The sequence below is a fragment of the Parabacteroides sp. AF21-43 genome, from assembly GCF_003635435.1.
In the GTDB taxonomy this organism is placed as follows: domain Bacteria; phylum Bacteroidota; class Bacteroidia; order Bacteroidales; family Tannerellaceae; genus Parabacteroides; species Parabacteroides distasonis.
The window spans coordinates 34,991-57,077 of record NZ_QTMG01000031.1 but is presented as its reverse complement, the minus strand read 5'-3'; the positions used below and the strand labels follow the sequence as shown (position 1 = coordinate 57,077).

The window sequence follows — 22,087 nt, the reverse complement described above, 5'->3', positions numbered from 1 at the left end:
AAAAATATTTACAACTTTATTTTATGTAGATATTTGTGAAAAACGGCTGGCTTTTCTTATCCTCCCAATATGGCTGATAAACAATATCTCTCAAATCCAATATATTTATTACAGAATTTTAACAGACCTAAACTTATATGATAATTTTTTTTTCATATGACTACACTAAATAAAAAATTGAAAATTGGTAGTTCTGTATGAACTATAGTCCACGAAAGCTTAATTGAATTTCTAGTTTAGTTTAAATAAAAAGAATGTGTCTATGAAGAAAAAGTTGACTTCTGTGCTACTATTTCTTGCGATGAGCGTAGGAGTAGTTTCGGCACAGACCTCGAAGGTTACCGGTAAGGTAGTCGGAGAAGATGGTGAGCCGGTGATCGGTGCGTCCATTATCGTAAAAGGAACGACTGTGGGAACAGTTACGGATTTTGACGGTAATTTTACTTTGGATGTTCCTAGTGATGGTAAGCAATTAGTTATTTCATACATCGGTATGAAATCCAAGGAGGTAGTTGTGTCTCCCAATGTAAATGTAACATTGATGTCTGATACCCAAAACTTGGATGAGGTCGTGGTTACGGCTATGGGTATCTCAAAGGAAAAGAAAGCTTTAGGTTATGCCGTGCAAGATGTAAAATCGGATGAGTTAACACAAGGTGCTAACACTAGTTTGTCTGGGGCTTTGCAAGGTAAAGTATCCGGTATCGATATCGCTTCCTCATCGGGTATGCCAGGCGCATCTTCCAAGATCATGATCCGTGGAGCCCGTTCATTTACAGGGGATAACTCTCCTTTGTATGTGATCGATGGTATGCCGATCGCTTCTACGGCGGATGTTAATACGGATACGATGAATAATGGTAGTGTTAGTGGAGCTGACTATGCGAACCGTGCCGTAGACTTAGATCCGAACGATATCGAGAGTATCAACATCTTGAAAGGACAAGCTGCTTCTGCGTTGTATGGTATGCGTGCTTCTAATGGTGTGATCGTTATTACTACAAAGAGCGGAAAAGGTGCTCGTAAAGGAAAACCTCAGATCTCATTCAACACGAATCTTGCGTTTGATAAGGTTTCTACATTACCTGAGTTACAAACTGAATATGGACAAGGTAATGAAGGTGCTTATAACCCATATTCGGGATTTAGCTGGGGACCGTCTATCTCTGACTTGGCGAATGATCCTGTATATGGCGGTAATGTACAAAATGAATATACGAAAGGTGGATTGCATAATGGACAATACTATGTGCCTCAGCGTGCTGCGGCAGGATTGGATCCATGGGCTACTCCCCAAGCTTATAATAATGCGAAAGATTTCTTCCAGACTGGCGTTACTTGGAGTAACTCCGTGAATGTAGCTCAGTCTTTCGATAAAGGAAACTATTCATTCTCTTTGGGTAATACGACTTCTGATGGTATCGTTCGTTCTACGGGAATGGATCGTTATAACGTGAAGCTGTCGGGTGAGGCACAATTGCATGATAACTGGACGACTGGTTTTAACGGAAACTTCGTGACATCAAAGATCAAGAAGCAAGGAACCGCTAATGACGGTGTTACCGCTACGGTTTATACGGCTCCTATCAGTTATACTATGGCGGGCATACCTTCCCATATCGAAGGTGATCCTTATACTCAGAATACGTTCCGTGAGAACTGGATCGATGATGGAAACTGGGCGTGCGACAATAATAGCTTTACGGAGAGATCTCAACGTTTCTTCGGGAATGCGTTCTTGAAGTATTCTACTAAATTTGGTACGGACAATCATAAATTGGATGTGAAATACCAAATTGGTGATGACGCTTATACGACCAATTACTCTGATATTTACGGCTACGGTACAACTGGTTATGCGAATGGTTATGCTAGCGAATACGGTTTTACGGTAAATGAGATGAACTCATTGTTGACGTTTACGTATAACTGGAATATCAATGAGGACTTCGTATTCGATGCTTTGTTGGGTAATGAGCTTGTAGATAAGCGAATCAGTAATACTCAAGCCGTGGGATATAGCTTCAACTTCCCGGGCTGGAACCATTTGAACAACGCTTCTGTATTTAACAGCTCTCATGAGTATAAGAGAAAACGTACGGTAGGTAACTTCGCTAGCTTATCTTTGGCTTGGAAGAATATGCTTTATTTGAATGTTACGGGACGTAACGATATCGTGTCTTCTATGCCGAGAGATAACCGTTCGTTCTTTTATCCTTCCGTATCCCTTGGATGGGTATTCACGGAAGTGGAAGCCTTGAAGAATGATATCTTGACATTTGGTAAGATCCGTGGCTCTTACGCAGAGGTAGGTATGGCAGGAGAATATGTGCCGTCTTATTATTATACGCCAAGTTATGGTGGTGGTTTCTTCCAGGGAACACCTATTATGTATCCGATTAATGGAAATATGGCGTATATTCCTTATTTCGTGGTTTATGATCCGAACTTGAAGCCTCAGAACACGAAGTCTTATGAGCTTGGTGCTGACTTGACTTTCTTGAACGGTTTAGTTTCATTGAATTATACGTATTCTCGTCAGAACGTGAAAGACCAAATCTTCGAGGTGCCTTTGGCTGGTTCCACAGGTGCTTCCAGTATGATGATGAATGGTGGAAAGATGCACTCAAACGTACATGAGATTACATTAGGTATCTCTCCGGTTGATACGAAGAATTTCAAGCTGGACTTCGCTTTTAACTTCTCAAAGATCGACAATTATGTAGACGAGTTGGCTCCGGGCGTAGAGAGCATTATGTTGGGTGGTTTCGTGACTCCTCAAGTACGTGCAGGTATCGGCGATAAATTCCCGGTAATCTATGGTGTTGGTTACAAACGTGATGGCGAAGGACGAATTGTAGTAAACGAAAAAGGTATACCAGAGGCTGGTGAGACCCAAGTAATCGGTAAGGTTTCTCCTGATTTCCGTTTGGGTTTCAATACGAATATCGAGTTGTATAAATTCCGTTTGGCTGCTGTATTTGACTGGAAGCAAGGTGGACAAATGTATAGTGGTACGGCTGGTGAGACGAACTTCTACGGTACAAGTAAGTTATCTGGAGAGGTTCGTAAGAGTGATAAATATCATTTTGACTATGCTGCTGTTGAACAGAAGGGCGTAGATGCGGATGGTAAACCTATCTATGTTCCCTATACGGGTGGAGTGAAAGGATCAGATGCAGAGGAGTATTTCAAAAGCGTGAGGGGCATTGACGAAGCCTATGTCTATGACAACTCGTTCTTGAAATTGCGTGAACTTTCATTGTCATATCCTGTATATAAGAAAGATAACTTGAATGTAAACGTGAATGTTTTCGCCCGTAATATCATTGTATGGTCTGAGATAAAAGGCTTCGATCCGGAGGCTACTCAAGGAAATAACAATATGGCTGGCGCTTTCGAGCGTTTCTCCTTACCGGGTACATCTAGCTACGGTTTTGGTGTCAACGTAAATTTCTAATTTATAAAGAAGACAGATATATATGAATACAATAATAAAATCATTTAAAGGGTTGGCTGTTATGTCGGCCGTATCCTTGGCATTGGCTGGATGTTCCGAGGATGTAATGGATCGGATTAACCAAGATACGAGCCATACAAATAGCGTGGATGGCAAATTTATCTTGGCCGACTTGATTACTTCTACTGCATTTTCCAACGTTAGCGGAGACTTCAATACCTATTCATCTTCCTACGTGGAATATGAAGTGGGTATCGAAAACCAGTTATATAACGCGGAAATTCGTTTGAATGAGCCTTCTGCCTCTTCTACGTTTGAGAATACGTGGGGAAATGTTTATACAAGCTTGAAGAACGCTCGTGTTATTATCGGTCAATGTCAAGAAGGTAAGCGTGATGAGGGAAATTTAGTGACGAGAGGTATCGCTGAGGTCATGGAAGCTTACAATGGCGCTCTATTGGCGGATATATTTGGAGATACACCTTATAGTGAAGCTTCTTTATTGGATGAGAATGGCTCACCGGTGAATATGAATCCTAAAATAGATAAGCAAGAGGAGATTTATGTCTCTATAATGGCCTCCTTGGACAAGGCGATCGAGGATTTGAATCAGTCTGATCGTTCACCGGTTGGTACGTATGATTATTTGTATAATGGAGATGCCGAGAAATGGATTAAATTCGCTTATGGTTTGAAGGCTCGTTATACGATGCGTCTGATCAATCGTTCCACGGATAAGCAAGCTGACTTGAATAAGGTTTTGGACTATGTATCAAAATCTTTTACTTCTGCGGATGACGAGGCTGCATACGCTGTCTATGATGCGAATAATATCAACCCATTCTTTGGTTACTTCGATTCTCGCGCTGGTTTTGCCAATAGCCAGAGCTTGACGGACAAGTTGATTGAGCGTAAAGATCCTCGATTGGAAAGAGTGATGCTTTCTCCTACTACGGCTGACAAGAAACGCGTACAGGTTACAGGCTCTGCTGATAAGAACTTAGTTCCGGCCCCGAATGGTACTCCTGAGCAGAATATGCAGAAATATGGTGTTTCCGCCTTTGTATATTCAAACACGGCTCCTACGATGTTGATGAGTTATCATGAGTTGAAATTCTTGCAAGCTGAGGCGTTATGTCGCTTAAACCGTACGTCTGACGCCGAGAAAGCGTTGAAAGAGGCGGTAGCTGCCGGAATCGCAAATGCTGAAAGAAGTGTCTCTTCTGCTATCACTTATATGGGTAGCAAAATGGTCGTGAATTCAGAAAAAATGACAGAGGAGACGGCCAATACATATTTCGAGAACCAAGTTAAACCGCTGTTTGCTGTAAATCCTTTGAAAGAGACCATGATCCAGAAATATCTGGCTTTGTGGGGGGCATCGGGAGAGGCTACCGAGACTTTTAATGATATCCGTAGAATGAAAGGATTAGGAGAGAATTTCGTGACATTGGCGAATACGAAAAAATTCCCTCTTCGTATGCCTTATGGTAATAGTGACGTGGTATCAAATCCGGAAGTAAAAGCCGCTTATGGCGACGGTCAATACGTATATTCAGAGCCTGTATGGTGGGCTGGCGGAACTCGCTAATCTAACATATATAATATAATGTATAGGGTGCCTCTCCGATTATGGAGGGGCATCTTTTTTTGTTATATATCTTACATGTTTTGATAGCTTCCCTTATCCCATTTCCTTGGAAGGCTTATTGGTTTTATATGGAAATATAGATCATCTAACAATTGGTGCATGATCATCTAACAGTCGTTGCATGATCATGCACCAACTGTTGGACGATCATGCACCAGTTGATAGATATTTAATGCTTCAAGAAAGAAGGTATAATGTGTTAAGAAGATATCGCTAAAAGTATGGGATAAAAAGGATAGGGAACTAAGGGAATGTTAAATTTTTATTGTCATAATGTTAGTATATTATATGGGTAAAAGTGTGTTTGTGATGATTACTCTTTCATTATGTCACTATTTCCTGTTGTTTAACATTCTTTTTATACGATAAATTTCTTGACTTATCCTTTGAAAAGTAAATAAAATGTCCGACTTTTGCTTCCATGATGAGTCAACCATTAGCAGAGAGATTACGTCCGAAGACGTTGGATGATTATATCGGACAGAAGCACCTGGTAGGCCAGGGAGCCGTGTTGAGGAAGATGATTGATGCGGGACGGGTTCCCTCTTTTATATTGTGGGGGCCGCCGGGAGTAGGGAAGACTACCTTAGCGCAGATCATAGCGAATAAGTTGGATGCGCCTTTTTATACGTTAAGCGCGATCAGTTCGGGAGTGAAGGACGTGCGGGAGGTGATAGAGAAGGCCAAGAGCAACCGCTTCTTCAATACGGTATCACCGATATTGTTTATTGATGAGATACACCGGTTCAGTAAGTCGCAGCAAGACTCATTGCTGAACGCCGTGGAGACGGGCGTGGTGACGCTGATTGGGGCAACCACGGAGAATCCCTCGTTCGAGGTAATCCGTCCTTTGTTATCCCGTTGTCAGGTGTACGTGTTGAAATCGCTGGACAAGAATGACTTGCTTACGCTATTGCATAAGGCGATCGCCGAGGATGTCGTTCTGAAGGATAAAAACATAAGGCTGACGGAAACGGATGCCATGTTACGTTACTCGGGAGGAGACGCCCGGAAGTTGCTGAATATTCTGGAACTGGTGGTGTCTGCCGAGGAGAGTGACGATATTGAGATTCTGGATGAGAAGGTAGTGGAGAGGTTGCAGGAGAACCCTGCGGCGTATGATAAGGGAGGGGAGATGCATTACGATATAATCTCCGCTTTTATCAAGTCGATCCGGGGTAGCGATCCCGATGGCGCCATTTACTGGCTCGCCCGTATGGTGGCCGGGGGAGAAGACCCTGAGTTTATCGCACGGCGGTTGGTGATCTCCGCTTCTGAGGATATCGGATTGGCGAATCCGAATGCGCTTTTGCTGGCGAACGCATGTTTCGATGCCTTGAAGAAGATCGGCTGGCCGGAGGGCCGGATCATCCTGGCCGAGACGACCGTTTATCTGGCTTGCAGCCCGAAAAGTAATTCGGCCTATATGGCGATCAACGACGCTTTGGCACTTGTTAACCGGACTGGGAATTTACCCGTACCGCTTCATCTACGCAACGCGCCTACCAAATTAATGGCTGAATTGGAGTATGGCAAGGAATATAAATATGCGCACGACTACGAAAATCATTTTGTAAAGCAGGAGTATCTTCCGAAGGAAATTTTGGGCGAACGTTTGTGGAAAGGACAGGAAAATCCGGCCGAGCACAAACTAATTGAGCAAATGAGGCGCCTTTGGGGAGATCGTTTTTAATTGACATATTCTGATTGTAAATTAAAAAATGCTCGAAAAGTGTCGGCAAATGAGAAAAAATAGTTACATTAGCCGCCTGTTTTTGAAAAAATAGTTACTTTATTTATAATAACATTCTAAAAAGACATTGGTATGAAGAAGCACAATTTTTATGCAGGTCCTTCTATCTTGAGCGAGTATACAATTAAGAATACAGCCGCTGCGGTAGAAAATTTTGCGGGTATGGGGTTATCACTTCTTGAGATCTCTCATAGAAGTAAGGAGTTTGTAGCCGTAAACGACGAGGCACGTGCGTTGATCAAGGAATTACTGGATGTTCCGGCAGGCTATGAGGTTGTATTCATGGGCGGTGGCGCCAGCATGCAGTTCTGTATGGTTCCTTACAATCTGTTGAATAAGAAAGCCTCTTATTTGGATACCGGCACATGGGCTTCGAACGCTATCAAGGAAGCTAAGTTGTTTGGGGAGGTAGATGTTGTCGCTTCTTCCAAAGACAAGAACTATACTTACATCCCGAAGGGTTATGCGATCGCTGATGACTCGGATTATTTCCATTTTACTTCTAATAATACGATTTACGGAACAGAGATGCGTAAGGATCCGGATGTGAAGCAACGTTTGGTTTGCGATATGTCTTCCGATATTTTCTCTCGTCCGATCGATATTTCCAAATATGATATTATCTATGCGGGTGCTCAAAAGAACTTGGCTCCTGCCGGCGTGACTTTGGCTATCGTTCGTGTGGACGCTTTAGGACATGTAGACCGTCCGATCCCGACCATGTTGAACTACGCTACCCATATTAAAAAGGATTCCATGTTCAATACACCTCCTGTATTGCCTATTTACGCGGCTTTACAGACCTTGAAATGGTATAAGGAACAAGGTGGTATCGCCGCTATGGAGAAGAAGGATCTTGAGAACGCGGCGATCTTATACGATGAGATCGATCGCAATAAGTTGTTCCGTGGTACGGTAGCGGAGGAAGATCGTTCGATCATGAATGTTTGTTTCGTGATGAATGATGAGTATAAGGAGTTGGAGGACGAGTTCAGTAAATATGCTACTGCTGCTGGTATGGTAGGTATCAAGGGACACCGTTCTGTAGGTGGTTTCCGTGCCTCTCTTTATAACGCGATGCCGAAGAGCAGCGTGGAGGCTTTGGTAGCTTGCATGAAAGAGTTCGAGAAACAATATTAATTAAGGAGGATTCAGACATGGCAAAGATATTAGTTGCTACAGAGAAACCTTTCGCCGCTGTCGCTGTGAAAGGCATCCGGGAGGTAGTGGAAGGCGCTGGCATGGAACTGGCTCTTTTGGAGAAATATACAGAGAAGGCGCAATTGCTGGATGCGGTTAAGGATGCCGATGCCGTGATTATCCGTAGCGATAAGGTGGACGCTGAGGTATTGGATGCCGCTAAGAACCTGAAGATCGTGGTTCGTGCCGGTGCGGGGTATGATAACGTGGACTTGGATGCGGCTACTGCCCATAAGGTATGCGTGATGAATACGCCGGGACAAAACTCTAACGCTGTCGCCGAATTGGTATTCGGTATGTTGGTGTACGGGGTTCGTAATTTCTATAACGGTACTTCCGGAACAGAGTTGAAAGGAAAGAAATTGGGTATCTTGGCTTATGGAAACGTGGGCCGTAACGTGGCTCGTATCGCTAAAGGCTTCGGTATGGAGGTTTACGCTTACGATGCGTTCTGTCCGGCTTCCGTGATTGAGGCCGATGGTGTGAAGGCTGTAGCTTCTACAGCCGATTTGTTTAAGGCTTGCCAAATCGTCTCTTTGCATATTCCGGCTACGGCCGAGACGAAGGGTTCTATCAATTTCGAGTTGATGAATTCCATGCCGAAGGGAGCTATCGTAGTGAATACGGCTCGTAAGGAGGTGATGGATGAGGCTGGACTCGCTAAGATGTTGGAAGAGCGTCCGGACTTCAAGTACTTGACAGATATTATGCCCGCTATCCATGCGGAATTGGCCGAGAAATATGCCGGTCGTTATTTCAGCACCCCGAAAAAGATGGGTGCCCAGACCGCCGAGGCTAATATCAACGCTGGTATCGCCGCCGCCAAGCAGATCGTTGATTTCTTGGTGAATGGCAATGAAAAGTATCGGGTTAATAAATAAGAATATCCGGTTGTAGAGACGGGGCACGCCCCGTCTCTACATTGATACATAAACCAATTAGATTTAATTACCATGGCAAAAATAAAACCTTTCAAGGGAGTTCGTCCGCCAAAAGAATTTATAGAGGAGGTGGCTTCCCGTCCCTATGACGTATTGAACTCGCAAGAAGCTCGTGCGGAAGCGGAAGGAAACGAGAAATCCCTTTACCATATCATTAAACCGGAAATCGATTTCCCAGAAGGGACGGATGAGCATGATCCGGCTGTTTACCTGAAGGCCGCCGCCAATTTCAATAATTTTCAGGAAAAAGGTTGGTTGGTTCAGGATCAGAAAGAATGCTATTATGTTTATGCCCAAACCATGAATGGCAAGACTCAATATGGGTTGGTAGTCGGGGCTTATGTTCCCGATTATATGAATGGCACGATCAAGAAACATGAGCTGACCCGCCGTGACAAGGAGGAGGATCGCATGAAGCACGTACGTGTCAACAACGCTAATATCGAGCCGGTATTCTTCGCTTATCCCGACAACTCAGAGTTAGACGCTATCGTTATGAAATATACGGCTCGTGAGCCCGAATATAATTTCGTGGCGAAATTAGACGGTTTCGGCCATACGTTCTGGATTATCGATGAGGATAAGGACATCGCCCGCATCACGGAGTTATTCGGGGAGATGCCTGCGTTGTATATTGCCGACGGACATCATCGTTCCGCCGCTGCTGCTTTGGTAGGAGCGGAGAAGGCCAAGCAAAACCCGGATCATAAGGGAGACGAGGAGTATAACTATTTCATGGCTGTTTGCTTCCCGGCCAACCAATTGACCATTATCGATTACAACCGTGTGGTAAAAGACTTGAACGGCTTGACCGAGGAACAATTCGTTGAGAGATTAACGAAAAACTTCGTGGTAGAGGAGAAGGGCTCTGCTATTTACAAACCGGGTGCCTTGCACAATTTCTCCCTGTATTTAGGAGGGAAATGGTATTCTTTGACCGCTAAGCCCGGTACGTACGATGATAATGACCCGATAGGCGTATTGGATGTCACGATCTCTTCGAACTTGATTCTGGATGAGATTTTAGGCATTAAGGATTTACGTTCGGACAAGCGAATCGATTTCGTGGGAGGTATCCGTGGCCTGGGTGAATTGAAACGCCGTGTGGATAGCGGTGAGATGAAGGTTGCCTTGGCTTTGTATCCCGTTACGATGAAGCAATTGATGGATATCGCCGATACGGGTAATATCATGCCGCCGAAGACGACGTGGTTCGAACCGAAGCTTCGCTCTGGTTTGGTGATCCATAAATTGGATTAAGTCTTATATACATAAATATAGCTTTGGATTGGGGTATAATCGTTGAAGATTATACCCTTTTTTATCCTTGTAACCTAGATATACGGAATAAATTGTATCTTTGGGACTTAAATAGTATCGCAATGGGTAAAATAAAAAATATAGTATTCGATCTGGGGGGCGTTATCATAGATTTGGACCGGGATGAACCTGTTCGCCGTTTAATAGAGATTGGGGTCAAAGATGCCGATGGATTGATAGATCCTTACGAACAAAAAGGGGTTTTTCAAGATTTGGAGACCGGAAAGATCGGAGTAGAGGAGTTTTGTCGCTATTTACGGAAGTATACGGGTAAAGACCTTTCTTATGAGGATATTTGTTGGGCTTGGTTTGGCTTCATTGGCGGCGTTCCCCAATATAAATTGGACTACATATTAAAACTCCGTGAGAAATATCAAGTCTATTTATTGAGCAATACAAATCCGATCATACAGCTTGAATGGGCACAGACAAAAGAGTTTACGCCGGCGGGCCGTCCATTAAATGATTATTTCGATAAATTGTATCTCTCTTATGAGATCGGTGTCACGAAGCCGGATCGTGAAATTTTTGATCGCATGGTCTTGGATTCAGGAATCAAACCAGAGGAAACATTATTTGTAGATGATGGTAAGAATAATATCGTAGTGGGGCAGGAACTAGGGTTCCATACCTATCAGCCTTTGAATGGAGAGGATTGGAGAGGGAGGCTTGATGAAATACTCTCAAAATCATAGGATCTCTATTCCTCTTAATTAAATCTATATCATTGAAAATGACAAATACTACTTTAAATTTGGAAGAACTACTCTGTGGTGTAAACGAGCTAGTCGATACGCTTTGGATCGTCACATTAGGTAATGAAAAGGTTGAGATAATCAAAGATTCGATGACTCCCGAAAGGGAAGGAGAATGTTTGGATTATACAGAACTTTGCCAGACTTACATTCAAGAATATGTATATCCTGCGGATTTAGGGAAATGGGAGGAGATCTTATCCTTGAATTCATTGCGGCAAATGGCGGCTAGCGGCGTAGCGAATAAGAAGTTAGACATGCGTTTCTGTAATGATTTGTTTGGTTTTGAGTGGCATGAGGCTTTTATTCGTATCTTGAAAGATAAGAGTGGAATTCCGGATCGTATCATTCTTTCCAGCCGTTATGTGAATCATTGCCGCAAGGCACAGATCGTAGAGGCTGCCGTTCAGACTGAGTATGATTATGTCGTTTATATAGAGGCAAACACGAATAGCTATGTCATGTATACTTCCAATCGTGAAAGTGGGACGCCGGTCCCCCCGATAGCGAGTAATGACTATGAAAAAGAGGTAGCCGAGTTCCACCACAAATATGTGCCGGAGGATCAGCGAGATGAGTTAACCCGAAATCTTTCCCTAGATCATGTCTTATCTGTCTTACGAAATTCCCGTGAGTATGTCTTGTTCTGTCAGGTGATGGAGAATGGCGTTTTTAGGGATAAGAAGATGCGTTTTAGCTTTTTCGATAAGGAGAGGAATATACTTCTTTTGACCCGGACCGATATTATGGAGGTTCGTGAGGAAGAGCGGCAAAGGCAATTACTTCAAGATGCCCTACAAGTGGCTAAATCGGCAAATCAGGCTAAATCGGATTTCTTATCCCGTATGAGCCATGATATACGTACTCCGATGAATGCCATTATCGGTATGACCACTATCGCCAGTATGCATATCGACGATCGGGAGCGTATAGTGGATTGCTTGAAGAAAATTATGGTTTCTTCCAAATTGTTATTGAACTTGATCAATGAGGTCTTGGATATGTCTAAGGTAGAGAGCGGACATATTTTGCTGACAGACGAGGAGTTCGATATGGGCGAGTTATTGCAAAGCGTAATTACTATGGTTCAGACTTCGGTCAGTCAGAAGTTTCAGGATTTCCGGGTTCACTTGTTTCAAGTCAAACATGAAAAGCTGATTGGCGATGTGCAACGGATTCAGCAAGTATTGTTGAATTTGCTGTCGAACGCCATAAAGTATACGCCGGACTATGGGAAAATAACACTTGAGATACGGGAAAAGCCAATTAAAAATGGTGATTATGGTTTATTTGAGGTTACGGTTATAGACAATGGTATCGGGATAAAGCCGGATTTCTTACACAAGGTTTTCGAGCCATTTGAACGTGCGGAAGACGCAACCCTGCGGAATATACAAGGAACCGGCTTAGGCATGGCGATAAGCCGTAATATCGCTCATATGATGAATGGTGAGATTCTGGTGGAGAGTGAATATGGCAAAGGTTCCGTTTTTACATTTACGATGCAGTTGAAATTGCAGGATCAAGGGTGTTTTGAGGATGATCATTTAAGGGATTTACCGGTTCTCGTGGTAGACGATGATATCGTGTGTTGCGAGAACGCATGTATGAGGATTAACGAGATCGGTATGAAAGGCGAGTATGCCATTTCTGGTGAGGAGGCTATCGGGAAAGTAGAGAGGGCACATCATCTTAATGATGACTATTTTGCCGTTATCCTTGATCTGAAAATGCCGGGAATGGATGGGATCGAGACCGCTACCCGTATCCGAAAAGTCGTTGGCCGGGATATTCCGATCATTATTCTTTCCGCTTATGATTGTCCGCATTTTGAGGAAATAGCCCAACGAGCCGGTGTCGATGGATTCATAAGTAAGCCGTTGATGAAATCCAAGTTATTTTATTTGATGAAAAGTTTCGCTATCAAGCAAGAGAAAAAAGAGGAAGAGACGGAGAAGCCTCAATATCCTTTCGGTAACTTTGAGGGTAAGCGGATCTTGCTGGTGGAAGATAATAGCTTGAATAGGGAAATAGCGACTGTGTTGCTAGAAGAGACCGGTGCGGTGGTAGAGGAGGCGGAAAATGGCCTTGTCGCGGTGAATATGGTAAAAAACTCTAGTCCGGGATATTATGACTTGGTATTTATGGATATCCAGATGCCGGTCATGAACGGGTACGACTCTACTCGCCATATTCGGGCATTAGAACGTCCGGATATCAAGTCCATGCCGATAATAGCCATGTCTGCGAACGCATTTGCGGAAGACATCAAGTTGTGTAAAGAATCCGGAATGAATGAGCATATCGCTAAGCCGATCGATTTCGGGAAGGTTCTTGAGATCTTAGAGAAGTACTTGTAGATATAAGGATATAAAAAAGGCCGTATCTTAGCTAAGCGCTATCAGATACGGCCTCTTTTTTTGTGTTATTTACTGGATGCCACGTTCTCTCAAACGTTTCTGCCAGTTCCATGCGGATTGCAGGGTGTCGGCTAAAGTCTCCTTGGCGGTCCAGCCTAATACCTTATTCGCGTGCTCCGGATTGGCCCATACCTTCTCGATATCACCTTCACGACGGCCCACGATCTTGTGCGGAACCTTAACGCCTGTTGTCTGCTCGAAGGTATTGATCAGTTCAAGGACAGAAACACCATTGCCGGTACCTAGGTTGAATATCTCGATATGCTCATCAGACTTATTCTCAAGCATACGGTCCATAGCGATTACATGTGCTTTCGCCAAGTCTACGACATTGATATAGTCACGGATGCAAGAACCGTCTGCTGTATCATAATCATCGCCAAATACGCTTAGTTCCTTGCGGATACCCATAGCCGTCTGTGTCAAGTACGGGATCAAGTTCTGGGGAACACCATTTGGCAACTCGCCGATCTCTGCGCTTGGGTGAGCGCCTATCGGGTTGAAGTAGCGCAAGATGATGCTCTTGAAAGGCGCTCCTGCGTGGATCGTATCCCGGATAATCTCCTCGTTGATCTGCTTCGTGTTTCCATAAGGAGACATAGCGGGTTTGATCGGGGCATTCTCGGTTACCGGCAAGTTCTCCGGGTCCGGTTGTCCGTATACCGTACAAGAGGAAGAGAATACGATACCTTCGATATTGAATTCAGGCATCATCTCCAACAAGTTCACCAAAGTGACAATATTATTGCGATAATACTTCAAAGGCTGCTGTACGGATTCTCCTACCGCCTTGCTAGCGGCGAACAAGATAATGCCTTTGATGCCCGGATGAGCTTCCAATGCCTTGCGAGTACCTTCCTTATCCTTTAGATCCAATTGGATAAACTCCGGACGGATGCCCGTGATTTTCTCGATACCATCGAGCACCTCGATATTCGAGTTTGACAAATCGTCGATAATGACTACCTCATATCCGGCGTTCTGCAATTCTACTGTGGTGTGTGAGCCGATATAACCGGTTCCGCCCGCTACTAAAATCTTCTTTTTCATTCTAGTGTTCATTTAGATAAGTTTGTTATACGATACCCGAGAATCCCATAAAAGCCATAGCTAGCAAACCGGCCGTTATCAAGGCGATAGGAGTGCCTTTCATGCCTTCCGGAACATGCGTCATGGCTAGTTGCTCCCGAATACCCGCGAAGATAATCAAAGCTAGCGCAAATCCAATAGCGGTCGAGATAGCATATACCACAGATTCTAATAAATTATACTCTTTTTGGATTACAAGGATAGCCACACCCAAGATACAGCAGTTCGTGGTGATCAACGGAAGGAATACACCCAACGCTTGATAAAGGGCGGGAGAGACCTTCTTCAATATGATTTCCACCATCTGTACCAAGGCGGCGATAATCAGGATAAAACTGATCGTCTGCATGAACCCTAATCCGAAAGCGTCCAATATGTATTTTTGCACGAGGAATGTAACAATCGTGGCGATCGTAAGCACGAACGTAACGGCGGCTCCCATGCCTGCGGCAGTCTCCACTTTCTTAGATACCCCCAAGAACGGACAAATTCCCAAGAACTGTGCCAGTACAACGTTATTAACGAATACGGCGGCGATAAATATCAATATATATTCCATATGATCCGTTTATTATGCTTTACGCAGTTTGTTTACTATTGCTACCAGATAACCCAAGGCGATAAACGCTCCCGGAGCCAATACGAAGATCAACGAACCGTATTCCTCGGGCATCAAGGTTACGTTGAATAACTTACCGGTTCCCAAGAACTCACGGCAAGCGCCCAGCAGTGTAAGAGCCATCGTGAAGCCCAGTCCGATACCGATTCCGTCGAAAGCGGATGGGATTACGCCGTTCTTCGCAGCGAAAGCCTCGGCACGTCCTAGTACGATACAGTTTACCACGATCAACGGGATAAATAATCCTAAGCTAGCGTATAAAGCCGGAACGAATGCTTCCATGCACATCTGCACTACGGTCACGAACGTCGCGATCACAACGATATATCCCGGGATACGCACCAAGTCGGGGATTACGTTTTTCAAGGCGGAGATCACGATATTCGAGCAAATCAATACGAACATCGTAGCCAATCCCATACTCATGCCGTTGATGGCCGAAGAGGTCGTTCCCAAGGTAGGACACATACCTAACAGTAATACAAATGTCGGGTTCTCCGTGATGATACCATTCATCAATATTTTTAGATTACTCATTGCTCTGTCCTCCCTTTTTATTTGTTATCAGTTGAAGTGGCACCCGTTAATCCGTCTACGCCTGCGAATGCGCTATACGCACGGTTCACGGCATCGAGGAACGCACGGCTGGAGATGGTCGCTGCCGTGATAGCGTCCACGTCGCCACCATCTTTTGTTACTTTTAAGCCTCCGTCCGGAATCGTACGTCCCAAGACACTTTGCTTGTTCTTGTCCGCACGGAACCATTCTTGCATCTTGGCTCCCAAACCCGGAGTCTCGGCGTGTTGCAATACGGAATAGTTCAAGATCTTGCCATCCATATCGAAACCTACGATAACCCGTATCTCACCGCTAAAGCCTTTTTTCGTATTACTCTCTACGGCTCCGCCAACGACTTGTCCGCCTTTCTTGGCAGGATAAATCTTGAGGGAATCACCATCGGAGGAGACGGCCATATAGACGTCCTCAGTCGGTTTGTTGTCGAACTCGGGAGCAACGGCTTTAATCGCTTCCTCCAAGGCGGTCGCTTTAGCTACCGCTATAGGGCCGGCGGTAAACTGGTTCACTCCGGCTAGGATCGCCCCTGCTACCAAGCAAATGCCTGTTAGTGAAAGGAGCATATTGGGTAATGTTGATTTTAATTTTGCCATGCTTACTTTCCTCCGAAATGTTTAGGTTTGATATAGCTGTTGATTAGCGGAGTAAATGCGTTCATGATCAGGATAGCGAACGACATACCTTCCGGGTAAGACCCGAACAAACGGATCACCGTGGTAAGGATTCCGATTCCCACGCCGTAGACAAGCATTCCGTTCTTGCTCATCGGTGAGGTTACGTAGTCGGTCGCCATAAAGATGGAGCCTAATAACAAACCGCCGGATAATAAGTGAACAAACGGGCTGGCGTATTGTACCGGATTCACCAAGTGCATGATGCCCGTGAATACGAATACGGTAGCCAAGATGGATACCGGGATCTGCCAAGTGATGATCTTTTTCCATAGCATGAATAAAAGACCGAGGATCAAGGCCACGGCGCTCACTTCACCGAGACTACCTCCCATAGCTCCTACAAGCATGTTCCCGTAAGACGGAAGCTCGGTCACGCCTTCGTTCATCAACGACAATACCGTTGCGCCGGTCTGGGCATCCGTATAAGTCATCGGGAAAACGTTCAAGGCATCTACCACCGGCCAAGTCGTCATCTGTGCCGGGAAGGAGATCAATAAGAATACACGTCCGACTAACGCCGGATTGAAAATATTATTACCTAATCCACCGAAAGACATCTTGCCGATGCCGATCGCTGCCAACGCTCCGATAATAATGATCCAGACCGGAAGGTTGGAAGGTAGGTTGAAGGCCAGCAATACACCCGTCAGGATAGCGGAGCCATCGCAAAGGGTCGGTTCCTTTTTCATCAGGAATCGCTGGATCAAATACTCGAATATCATACAGGCCAGAACCGATACGACCGTAACGATCAACGCTCCCAGACCGAAGAAATAAAGGGATACCAAGAAAGCCGGGATAAGGGCAATCAGTACACCATACATATTTTTGCTTATGCTGTCGCCACCATGGATGTGGGGCGAGGGCGATACGTATAAATTATTTTCCATGTTGCTCTTGTTTTATGACTTTCTAGACCGGATAATACCCATAACTTTTCCTTTACCCAACCGGATCTGATCCAGCAACGGACGGTTGGCCGGACAGGTATAACTACACGACCCGCACTCGATACAGTCGGTGATATAGTTCTTCTCCGCCAATTCCCAATTCTGGAATTCCGTGGCGTTCATCAATAGGGTAGGGTTTAATCCCATCGGGCAGACACCTACGCATTTGGCGCAACGGATGCAATCCCGGATCGGCTTGCGGACAGACTCCTCTTTCGTCAGTAATAAAACGCCGGAGCTTCCTTTGCAAACCGGCACCTCGGCGCTGATCAACGCTTTACCCATCATCGGTCCGCCACCGATAATCTTACCCGTATTCTCGGGCAGGCCACCTGCGGCCTCGATCAAGCAACTGATCGGGGTTCCCATACGAACCAAGAAATTGGAAGGATTAGCTACCGCCTTACCCGTGATCGTCACCACACGCTCGAACAACGGTTTATTCTTTTGTACCGCCTCGTAAACGGCATAAGCAGTTCCTACGTTCTGTACCACGGCACCCGCCGAGATAGGAAGCGCACCACTTTTTACCTGACGGCGAATAACGGCGTCGATCAATTGTTTCTCGCCTCCTTGCGGATATTGTACCTTAAGCGGCATGATCTCTATACCTTTATAATTTACCGCCAACTTTTGCAGATGGGCGATAGCGTCCGGCTTGTTATTCTCGATACCGATCACGGCCTTGTTCACGTTGACCGCTTTCATTAGGATCGTGACACCGACTAGGATTTGCTCGCCTTTCTCCAGCATCAACGAATGGTCGGAAGTAAGATAAGGCTCACACTCCACGGCGTTGATGATTACGATCTCTGCCTTGTTTCCGGGAGGCGGCATCAATTTCACCTGCGTAGGGAAAGTCGCTCCACCCAGACCGACGATACCGGAAGCGGCGATCTTATCCACGATTTCCTTGGAAGACAGCGCACACTCCTTCACTAAGGTCTCGCTGCGGTCGATCGTCTCTTCCCATTCATCACCTTCCACATCTATATATATAGCGGGACGTTTGTATCCGCTAGCGTCGAGAGCGTTATCTATCTTGTTCACTTTGCCGGATACGGAAGAGTGGATGTTCGCTGATACGAAACCACCCGCCTTGGCTAGCAATGTACCCACCTTTACCAGATCCCCTTTCTTCACCACGGCCTGCGCCGGGGCGCCGATATGCTGGCTGAGGGGGATAATCACCTGTTTAGGCGTAGCGAGAGCCGTAATTTTCTTACCGGCAGACAGTTTATTCTCGGGGGGATGTATACCTCCGATTCGAAATGTCCTTAGCATACTATTAGATTTTAATTTAGATTTGTTTTTTCTTCACTTGTAGCTTTCGGTGTGGCTTCCGGTTTCACGGTAGCCTCTGCCTTCGGCGCCGGTTTCACGGTCTCCGCTTTCGGAGCGGGAGCGGCTTCCTTGCGAGGAGGGAAATTCAGCTCATGAATAGCTCCTGTCGGACATACAGCCACGCATTTGCGGCACATCCGGCACTTCGTATAATCGATATAAGCTACGTTGTTTGTTACGGTGATCGCCTCGAACGGACATTCCTTGGCGCATTTGCCACAGCCGATACAAGCGTTGGCGCAAGCCTTGCGGGCGGCGGCTCCCTTATCTTTATTTACGCAAGACACGTAAATCCGGCGTGATTTAGGTCCTTTCTTTCTCAACTCGATGATACTCTTCGGGCAAGCCTTCACGCAAGCGCCGCAGGAAGTGCATTTTTCCTCGTCCACCTCGGCGATTCCCGTAGCCGGGTTGATGTGGATCGCGTCGAAAGCGCAGGCGTTCACGCAGTCGCCATAACCTAGGCAACCGAAAGAACAATTCGTCTCGCCTCCGTAAAGGGTAGAGGCGATGGCGCAACTTTTCGTTCCATCATAAGAGTTTGTACGTGGGCGGGCCTGACAAGTTCCGTTGCAACGGACAACGGCTACCATGGGTTCGGCTGTACCCGCCTCTTTACCCAGTATCGTAGCGACCTTGGCCATGACCGGGCCACCACCAACGGGGCAGAGCAATCCGTCTAATGAGTCAGCTTTTACGCAAGCACCCGCAAATCCGGCGCAACCCGGATAACCGCAACCTCCACAGTTCGCTCCGGGGAGGACTTCCTGTACTTGAGCGATGCGAGGATCTTCATAGACTTCAAATTTCTTGGAAGCAGCGTAGAGGAAAACCGCTCCGACCGCCCCGATTGCTCCTAATGAAATAACGGCAATTAAAATCATGATATATTATCAATTAAGTTTTTTCAAAGTAAATATAAATCGTCTTTTTAGTTTGTCACGCATTAAGTATAGTATACAGTAATAAGGCAGCAAAAGCGATAAACCGGTTAACCCGCTCGTGGTCTCGTCCCATTGTAGATTCGTACCGACCACGATGGCCCCTACGACTATCACCAAAGGAATGACAAATGCCAACAATACGGCCTGAAGCCCCATGGAATTTTGTCCGCATATCATCACTTCCTCGTTAACGCGAAACCGTCCCGACCGATCGGGTACCTCAATGATCTTATCCTTTTTCTCGGAAGCCGAGCACATAGACTGTGCGTGGCATCCCGAGCATGCGGATTGTTGGGTAATGCGGACGAAGACGGTGTCGCCATCAATCTTCTCTACAAATCCTGTATGATTTATACTTTCGCTCATATTTGTAATCTCGACATTGCAAAATCAAGGCAAAAGTAAGTATAATTTAGAAACTATGTCACGATTAACAAAGTTTATTATTCGAAATCTTAAATCCTAGCTTACCATTTGTAATTAAAACCGAAACTTAACAACTCATTAAGCTGGAAATAACTCTTGTTATCCTCTGTTTTTTCCACTCCATCGTCGTATCTAAGGTGAAAATAGATACGTGTGGAGAAAAAGCGGCTGATGGCCAGAACCAAGGTATTCTCGAACTCCCCGATGGTATGATCGCCATAAGTGGTAAAGAAATAAAGACGGGATTGCCAGCTTACGTTACGGTTGAAATCGAAGGCGAGGTCTGCACGGATCGTGGAACCTATTTGGCTTAGCTTGTTATTGAACTCACCGGTTTCCTCGTTTTTCTTGAAACCGTGACGGCTATAATCGATCTCTTGTGTCGTATACATATATGTATAGGAGATCGGCGCCAAGTTGGTGCTGAATTTAATCTTCTTATGCTTGTCGGTAAATTGTTTTTCCAGCTCGTATTTCATACCGAGACCGAAGTTGATAGAGAACGGGGCTAGGAACGCGGCCTGTTTGATGTGCTCGTTCTCTTGATAGTTGGTGAAGAACTGGGTCTTGAACTCAGCGTCGAACGTATAGTACCATTTGTTGAACGCTTGGTAGCCGACGTTGCTGTGTATACGGAATACGTCGTCACCGATCTTATAGTTCCTTAAGGTATCCTTCGGTGCCGTATATACGCTGGCTTTGAATTCCAGTTCGTTCGTTACTTGTACCTTATCTTTCTTATAGTCGTATTTTAAATTGTTCTTGGTGAACAGGTTCAAGTTGCTACTTCCACCCTTGTACCAGTTCTCCGAAACGTAGTTCTGGGAGAATTGGACGGCGCTCTCGAAGGCCGATATCCAGTATCTCCGCTCCGGGATAAAGCGGGCGGGAGCGTCTACGTCCTCAAAATTGGCATCAGCCTCCACCTTGATCGGCAAGTCCTCATAAATATTCTTCTTGATGAATTTAGGTTTGATCACCTCATTGGGCAGATCCCTCTCGGAGTAGCGGAAATAAGTCGGGTAATTGTTCTGCACATATTTGTAAGCCATCTCCTCGAACTGTTTGTTTCGCTCCAGATCTTTGAAGATGGAGTCTGTCCGGTATAAGTTATCATAGGGAGTCCTCTCCTTCAATGAATCGAAGTTGTAGAATATCAAGTTCTTGGGTAGATAATCTCCCCGGAAAACGATCGGCATGAATAAAGGGTTTACGATCACGGTGTCTCGGAAGGTCATCGTATTATCGAAAGCCGTGGAGGCGTCTCGTACCAGACGGGCCCAATACATCGCCTCGTCCGAGATCTCCAGTTCGTCTTTTTTCAAGAAACGCAGTAAATTCGTGCTTGGGGCCAAGGGCGCCGAGTAAGTCTTGTTTTGTTTCTCGAATTGTTTACGAATGTCTACGATGTTGTCTAATTCCTCTTCGCCAAGATTGATCGCAGGAATCGTATCATCCGATACGACTTGCTGTGCGGGACGTTGAACTATCGTTCCGGTAACTAGTTGGTTCTCTTGGCTGTATGCCGAGCTCCCAATTAGTGAAAGTAATAATAGCGCATACACACCATGCCTCTTCATCATCATAATACCTTATTTACATCTATTAGTTGTAGTGGTCGCAAAATTAGCTAAAAAGAATGATATACAACATACGATTTGATATTTATCTGGGTAAAAGTTACGATCACTGAGGCAAAGCAGGTGTGTCTAGCGAGGCTTATACGGACTTGCCTCAGTACTCCGCTGGAAGTACTGGAATACTTCGGTCAAAGTACTTCAGTACTTCCTACGTAGTACCGAAGTAATTCCATGAGAAGTACTGTCTTTAGTGCCGTGCTTCGGGTCGGGAATCGGAAGAGTCCTGCCGAAGCCCGGGTCAGTTCTGGAGATATTCAGCGAGAAATAAAAACATTAAATTTGGCATGTCTCGATGAAAATCGCTAACTTTGCGGTTTCGAAATGC

The 22,087-nt window shown here is 45.3% G+C and carries 17 protein-coding genes; 8 read left to right on the top strand and 9 right to left on the bottom strand.

Features of this window, described 5'->3' with window-relative positions; translation table 11 throughout:
- Window positions 1-262: 262 nt before the first annotated feature.
- The 8 genes from DWX84_RS18010 (at window position 263) to DWX84_RS17975 (ending at window position 13,440) form a co-directional block, all read left to right on the top strand.
- The gene (locus DWX84_RS18010) at window positions 263-3,460 is read left to right on the top strand and encodes a SusC/RagA family TonB-linked outer membrane protein (protein ID WP_005865354.1); all 3,198 of its coding nucleotides are present in this window, start codon (window positions 263-265) and stop codon (window positions 3,458-3,460) included.
- A 22-nt stretch (window positions 3,461-3,482) separates the two neighbouring features.
- On the top strand, window positions 3,483-5,051 hold the full coding sequence (locus tag DWX84_RS18005; RefSeq protein WP_008780940.1) for a SusD/RagB family nutrient-binding outer membrane lipoprotein: 1,569 nt from the start codon (window positions 3,483-3,485) through the stop codon (window positions 5,049-5,051).
- Window positions 5,052-5,532: 481 nt separating this feature from the next.
- Window positions 5,533-6,804, top strand: coding sequence for a replication-associated recombination protein A (locus DWX84_RS18000; protein WP_005865358.1), 1,272 nt, complete (start codon window positions 5,533-5,535; stop codon window positions 6,802-6,804).
- 132 nt (window positions 6,805-6,936) lie between these two features.
- Window positions 6,937-8,004, top strand: a complete 1,068-nt coding sequence (gene serC / locus DWX84_RS17995; protein ID WP_121961315.1) for a 3-phosphoserine/phosphohydroxythreonine transaminase — start codon at window positions 6,937-6,939, stop codon at window positions 8,002-8,004.
- Between the two features lie 17 nt (window positions 8,005-8,021).
- Window positions 8,022-8,945 carry an NAD(P)-dependent oxidoreductase gene (locus DWX84_RS17990; protein WP_005855649.1) on the top strand — a complete coding sequence of 308 codons (924 nt, stop codon included), beginning with the start codon at window positions 8,022-8,024 and terminating at the stop codon, window positions 8,943-8,945.
- Window positions 8,946-9,017: 72 nt separating this feature from the next.
- Complete coding sequence (locus DWX84_RS17985) at window positions 9,018-10,265, top strand: DUF1015 domain-containing protein (RefSeq protein ID WP_005855651.1); 1,248 nt, start codon at window positions 9,018-9,020, stop codon at window positions 10,263-10,265.
- A 122-nt stretch (window positions 10,266-10,387) separates the two neighbouring features.
- Window positions 10,388-11,020, top strand: a complete 633-nt coding sequence (locus tag DWX84_RS17980; RefSeq protein ID WP_057327143.1) for an HAD family phosphatase — start codon at window positions 10,388-10,390, stop codon at window positions 11,018-11,020.
- Between the two features lie 38 nt (window positions 11,021-11,058).
- Window positions 11,059-13,440 (top strand): hybrid sensor histidine kinase/response regulator, encoded by a 2,382-nt coding sequence (locus DWX84_RS17975; protein WP_121961314.1) that lies wholly within the window; start codon window positions 11,059-11,061, stop codon window positions 13,438-13,440.
- A gap of 69 nt (window positions 13,441-13,509) precedes the next feature.
- Here DWX84_RS17975 and galE read toward each other — a convergent pair whose 3' ends face one another.
- The 9 genes from galE to DWX84_RS17930 form a co-directional block, all read right to left on the bottom strand.
- Window positions 13,510-14,550 (bottom strand): UDP-glucose 4-epimerase GalE, encoded by a 1,041-nt coding sequence (gene galE, locus DWX84_RS17970; RefSeq protein ID WP_005855657.1) that lies wholly within the window; start codon window positions 14,548-14,550, stop codon window positions 13,510-13,512.
- 25 nt (window positions 14,551-14,575) lie between these two features.
- On the bottom strand, window positions 14,576-15,148 hold the full coding sequence (gene rsxA / locus DWX84_RS17965) for an electron transport complex subunit RsxA (RefSeq protein ID WP_005855659.1): 573 nt from the start codon (window positions 15,146-15,148) through the stop codon (window positions 14,576-14,578).
- A 12-nt stretch (window positions 15,149-15,160) separates the two neighbouring features.
- Entirely contained in the window at window positions 15,161-15,745 is a 585-nt protein-coding gene (locus DWX84_RS17960) for an RnfABCDGE type electron transport complex subunit E (RefSeq protein WP_005865370.1), read from the bottom strand.
- A gap of 17 nt (window positions 15,746-15,762) precedes the next feature.
- On the bottom strand, window positions 15,763-16,377 hold the full coding sequence (locus DWX84_RS17955; protein WP_008771710.1) for an RnfABCDGE type electron transport complex subunit G: 615 nt from the start codon (window positions 16,375-16,377) through the stop codon (window positions 15,763-15,765).
- A gap of 2 nt (window positions 16,378-16,379) precedes the next feature.
- Window positions 16,380-17,348, bottom strand: coding sequence for an RnfABCDGE type electron transport complex subunit D (locus DWX84_RS17950; protein ID WP_005855664.1), 969 nt, complete (start codon window positions 17,346-17,348; stop codon window positions 16,380-16,382).
- Window positions 17,349-17,360: 12 nt separating this feature from the next.
- Entirely contained in the window at window positions 17,361-18,692 is a 1,332-nt protein-coding gene (rsxC, locus tag DWX84_RS17945) for an electron transport complex subunit RsxC (protein WP_005865372.1), read from the bottom strand.
- Window positions 18,693-18,703: 11 nt separating this feature from the next.
- Window positions 18,704-19,636, bottom strand: coding sequence for a Fe-S cluster domain-containing protein (locus tag DWX84_RS17940; protein WP_121961313.1), 933 nt, complete (start codon window positions 19,634-19,636; stop codon window positions 18,704-18,706).
- A gap of 9 nt (window positions 19,637-19,645) precedes the next feature.
- Window positions 19,646-20,062 (bottom strand): SoxR reducing system RseC family protein, encoded by a 417-nt coding sequence (locus tag DWX84_RS17935; protein ID WP_121961312.1) that lies wholly within the window; start codon window positions 20,060-20,062, stop codon window positions 19,646-19,648.
- Window positions 20,063-20,163: 101 nt separating this feature from the next.
- Window positions 20,164-21,708: a DUF3078 domain-containing protein gene (locus tag DWX84_RS17930; protein WP_008778497.1), complete on the bottom strand. Its 1,545-nt coding sequence runs from the start codon at window positions 21,706-21,708 to the stop codon at window positions 20,164-20,166.
- Between the last annotated feature and the right edge of the window lie 379 nt (window positions 21,709-22,087).

Excerpts from the sequence above, each read along its gene's own strand:
- DWX84_RS18010 (WP_005865354.1), top strand. The coding sequence starts at position 263 with ATGAAGAAAAAGTTGACTTCTGTGCTACTATTTCTTGCGATGAGCGTA.
- DWX84_RS18005 (WP_008780940.1), top strand. The coding sequence starts at position 3,483 with ATGAATACAATAATAAAATCATTTAAAGGGTTGGCTGTTATGTCGGCC.
- DWX84_RS18000 (WP_005865358.1), top strand. The coding sequence starts at position 5,533 with ATGATGAGTCAACCATTAGCAGAGAGATTACGTCCGAAGACGTTGGAT.
- serC (WP_121961315.1), top strand. The coding sequence starts at position 6,937 with ATGAAGAAGCACAATTTTTATGCAGGTCCTTCTATCTTGAGCGAGTAT.
- DWX84_RS17990 (WP_005855649.1), top strand. The coding sequence starts at position 8,022 with ATGGCAAAGATATTAGTTGCTACAGAGAAACCTTTCGCCGCTGTCGCT.
- DWX84_RS17985 (WP_005855651.1), top strand. The coding sequence starts at position 9,018 with ATGGCAAAAATAAAACCTTTCAAGGGAGTTCGTCCGCCAAAAGAATTT.
- DWX84_RS17980 (WP_057327143.1), top strand. The coding sequence starts at position 10,388 with ATGGGTAAAATAAAAAATATAGTATTCGATCTGGGGGGCGTTATCATA.
- DWX84_RS17975 (WP_121961314.1), top strand. The coding sequence starts at position 11,059 with ATGACAAATACTACTTTAAATTTGGAAGAACTACTCTGTGGTGTAAAC.
- galE (WP_005855657.1), bottom strand. The coding sequence starts at position 14,550 with ATGAAAAAGAAGATTTTAGTAGCGGGCGGAACCGGTTATATCGGCTCA.
- rsxA (WP_005855659.1), bottom strand. The coding sequence starts at position 15,148 with ATGGAATATATATTGATATTTATCGCCGCCGTATTCGTTAATAACGTT.
- DWX84_RS17960 (WP_005865370.1), bottom strand. The coding sequence starts at position 15,745 with ATGAGTAATCTAAAAATATTGATGAATGGTATCATCACGGAGAACCCG.
- DWX84_RS17955 (WP_008771710.1), bottom strand. The coding sequence starts at position 16,377 with ATGGCAAAATTAAAATCAACATTACCCAATATGCTCCTTTCACTAACA.
- DWX84_RS17950 (WP_005855664.1), bottom strand. The coding sequence starts at position 17,348 with ATGGAAAATAATTTATACGTATCGCCCTCGCCCCACATCCATGGTGGC.
- rsxC (WP_005865372.1), bottom strand. The coding sequence starts at position 18,692 with ATGCTAAGGACATTTCGAATCGGAGGTATACATCCCCCCGAGAATAAA.
- DWX84_RS17940 (WP_121961313.1), bottom strand. The coding sequence starts at position 19,636 with ATGATTTTAATTGCCGTTATTTCATTAGGAGCAATCGGGGCGGTCGGA.
- DWX84_RS17935 (WP_121961312.1), bottom strand. The coding sequence starts at position 20,062 with ATGAGCGAAAGTATAAATCATACAGGATTTGTAGAGAAGATTGATGGC.
- DWX84_RS17930 (WP_008778497.1), bottom strand. The coding sequence starts at position 21,708 with ATGATGATGAAGAGGCATGGTGTGTATGCGCTATTATTACTTTCACTA.